The sequence below is a fragment of the Bacteroides sp. RTP31139st1_H2_RTP31139_211217 genome, assembly GCF_040227615.1.
Classification (GTDB): Bacteria; Bacteroidota; Bacteroidia; order Bacteroidales; family Bacteroidaceae; genus Bacteroides; species Bacteroides uniformis.
In genome coordinates, this window is sequence record NZ_JBCNZM010000279.1 from 1 (window position 1) to 3265 (window position 3265).

Annotated in this window: 4 protein-coding genes; all 4 read right to left on the reverse strand. The window is 51.9% G+C overall.

What is annotated here, in order from left to right; translation table 11 throughout:
• Window positions 1-729, reverse strand: a 729-nt coding sequence (locus ABUA47_RS23855) for a glutamine synthetase III (RefSeq protein WP_349832185.1), incomplete at its 3' end; no start/stop codon positions are given.
• A gap of 45 nt (window positions 730-774) precedes the next feature.
• Window positions 775-2043, reverse strand: coding sequence for an ammonium transporter (locus tag ABUA47_RS23860; RefSeq protein WP_035448679.1), 1269 nt, complete (start codon window positions 2041-2043; stop codon window positions 775-777).
• 58 nt (window positions 2044-2101) lie between these two features.
• Entirely contained in the window at window positions 2102-2458 is a 357-nt protein-coding gene (locus ABUA47_RS23865) for a P-II family nitrogen regulator (RefSeq protein WP_005827548.1), read from the reverse strand.
• Between the two features lie 71 nt (window positions 2459-2529).
• The gene (locus tag ABUA47_RS23870) at window positions 2530-3255 is read right to left on the reverse strand and encodes a TorF family putative porin (RefSeq protein WP_349824423.1); all 726 of its coding nucleotides are present in this window, start codon (window positions 3253-3255) and stop codon (window positions 2530-2532) included.
• Window positions 3256-3265 lie beyond the last annotated feature (10 nt).

Here is a 3265-nt window from a genome sequence, read left to right on the forward strand (position 1 = left end):
GTCATGGCCCATCAGCGTGCGTCCGGTCATCAGCAGGTCGGGGCGTGCGGCGTACAACCCTTCGTCAACCAGACAATATTCCTGCTCCCAGCCCAGATAGGCAACCACTTTCTTTACTTCCGGATTGAAATAGTGGCATACGTCGACGGCAGCCTTGTCTACGGCACGCAGGGCTTTCAGCAACGGTGCCTTGTAGTCCAGAGACTCACCGGTATAGGCGATGAAAATAGTCGGGATGCAGAGCGTGTCGTCTACGATGAATGCCGGGGAGGAGGGGTCCCATGCCGAGTAGCCACGTGCCTCGAACGTATTGCGGATACCGCCGTTCGGGAAACTGGAAGCGTCCGGTTCCTGCTGCACGAGCAGTTTGCCGGTGAATTCCTCCATCACGCCGCCTTTGCCGTCGTGTTCCACAAAAGCATCGTGCTTTTCGGCAGTACCTTCGGTCAGCGGATGAAACCAGTGCGTATAGTGGGTCGCCCCCATTTCAACCGCCCATTTCTTCATACCTGCGGCAACCTCGTCGGCTATGCTGCGGTCCAGCGGAGCTCCGTTGTCAATCACATCCGTCAGTTTGGCATACACCTTGCTCGGCAGATAGCGGAACATCTTCTCCTTGTTGAATACATACTTGGCAAAATACTCTGACGGACGTTCCGCCGGGACTGCCACTGCAACGGGTTTCTTCTTGAACGCCGTCTCTACTACTCTGAATCTCAATTTTGACATAATACCTTAGAGTTGTAATTGTTGGTTTAATAAAATATAAAATCATTATGCACCGTAGGCAGACTCGCCGTGTTCGTAAATGTCGAGTCCTTCTTCCTCCACACGTTTGGAAACGCGGAGGCCGTGGATTTTGTCGAGTCCTTTGAAGATGATGAATCCCATGCCTGCTGCCCATGCGCCTACTACGAGTGCACCGAATACCTGCGCTCCGAGAAAGCTCCAGCCTGCACCGTAAAACAGTCCCTCACTGGTGGAAAACAGTCCGGTGAGGATGGTTCCCGTGAAACCGCAGACGCCGTGTACGGAACTGGCCCCTACGGGGTCGTCAATTTTCAGTGTCCGGTCGATGAATTCCACCGAATAAATCATCAGGATGCCGCAGATGGTGCCGATGATTACCGCCCCGAAAGGAGAAACCATGTCACAACCGGCCGTGATGCCTACCAATCCGGCCAGAATGCCATTCAGTGTCAGAGACAAGGAGGGTTTGCCATATTTCATCCAGCTTACCGCCAATGCAAAGAAACCGCCTGCGCAGGCTGCCAGATTGGTGGTGAGGAATACATGCGAGATGGCCCTTGCATCGTTCGTAGTGGCTGCTGCCAACTGTGAACCGGGGTTGAAGCCGAACCATCCGAACCAAAGGATGAATACACCCAGTGCCGCAATCGTGAGGTTATGTCCCGGAATGGCTCTTGACTTGCCGTCTTTGCCGTATTTTCCGATGCGCGGGCCGAGGATGGCCGCACCTACCAGGGCAATCCAGCCGCCTACGGAGTGGACGATGGTGGAACCTGCGAAGTCATGGAAAGTTGTTCCGAATGTTTCCATCATGAAGGAACCTGCCTCACCGTTCATCAGCCAGCCGCCGCCCCAAGTCCAGTGACCGGAAACGGGATAAATCAGCACACTGATGAAGATGGTGTAAACCAGGTACATGGAGAATTTGGTACGTTCTGCCATAGCGCCGGACACGATGGTGGCAGCCGTTGCGCAGAATACAGTCTGGAATACCAGGAAACCTTCCGTGGGAAGCCCGCCTCCGTCGTAGAACGAGAGGTCGAAGAAATGGGGCATTCCTATGAATCCGCCTGCACCGAACATCAGTCCGAAACCGATGAACCAGTAGAGCAGACTGCCAAACATGAAGTCAACGAAGTTCTTCATCAGGATATTGGCCGTATTTTTTACTCTTGTAAAACCGGCTTCGACCAGTGCAAAGCCCGGCTGCATGAAGAATACCAGCATGGCTGCAAGCAACATCCATACAGTGTTCAGTCCGTTGGTCAGTTCACTTAAAATAAGTTTATCCATAATTTCTTGTTGCTTTTAGTTGTATTGTATTTTCTTAGTTGTGGTTTGTAGCTGCCCGTTATCTTTCTTGTTCGGCATTGTAGAGTGCGATGTCGCCTCTCTCTGCAGTACGTATGCGTATGGCATCCTCAATGGGGATGACGAAGATACGTCCGTCGCCGATTTCACCGGTTTGTGCAGATTTGATGATGGCTTGTACGGTCTTTTCCGCATTCTTGTCGCGTACCACGATGGAGATAAGAATCCGTTCGATGGAACTGGTGTCGTACATGACACCACGGTAGATACGGGCTTGTCTGGATTTCCCGATGCCCCGTACATCATAATAGGAGAACCATTCGATGTCCGCTTCGAGCAGCGCGTCCTTCACGTCCTCGAACTTGGTCTTTCGGATAATAGCTTCAATCTTTTTCATACCTTAAATAATTTACGATTAGACAATTTACGATTTACCGTTCGGTGTGTGTAAATCATAGGTTTTTCATCTTAGAAACTTAGTCCGACTACGAAATAGGCACTTTCAGACCTTGGATTCCAGGTTGCTTTGGCAAACAACGGGAGGGAGAAGGAATCGGTGATTTTGATGTCTTTTGATACTCCCAGACTGACGTCGCATACGGCAAATCCGTTGGCTCCATAGAAGTCCGTGGCCCAAGGGGTAGCGCCTATCTCGGCCGCCCAGTCCAGTCCGCCCAGTGTGAAGGGGGCTGCCACGGAGATGTAGGATGAATAAGCACGGTCACCGTCTTTGTCAACACCGTCGTCGCCTGCAAAGTTGGTATACCAGTTTATGGCTACGGGGCCGAAATCATAGCCGATTTGCGCTTCGAACAGATGTGAGTTGGCAGCATTGTGTGCACCGTACTGGAAGTATTTGGCTGTCACCCCATCTCCGGTCACATTGTACCAGTAGTCCGTCACCGATACGCTGAAGCCTCCGGTTGAATATCCCAGTATGAGGTCGAACTCTTTCGTGTCCGAACTCTCGATGCCTACGGAGCCCCAAGCTCCCAGAGAGAAACCTTTGTAGGCGATGGATGCGCTCGGCTGGAGGCTTACCCCTCCCAAATCCTGGCCACGCCACACGTAACCGCTTACGAGGTCGACGCCTGCCGACGCTTCCACTTTATCCTGAGCCTTTGCCGTGAAAGGCATTGCCATTGATAACAGCGCCATTGCCATTATTCCCCATTTTACACTTCTTGTTTTCATACCTTTTTAC

Coding starts and splice junctions, on each gene's coding strand:
- ABUA47_RS23860 (WP_035448679.1), bottom strand. CDS start 2,043: ATGGATAAACTTATTTTAAGTGAACTGACCAACGGACTGAACACTGTA.
- ABUA47_RS23865 (WP_005827548.1), bottom strand. CDS start 2,458: ATGAAAAAGATTGAAGCTATTATCCGAAAGACCAAGTTCGAGGACGTG.
- ABUA47_RS23870 (WP_349824423.1), bottom strand. CDS start 3,255: ATGAAAACAAGAAGTGTAAAATGGGGAATAATGGCAATGGCGCTGTTA.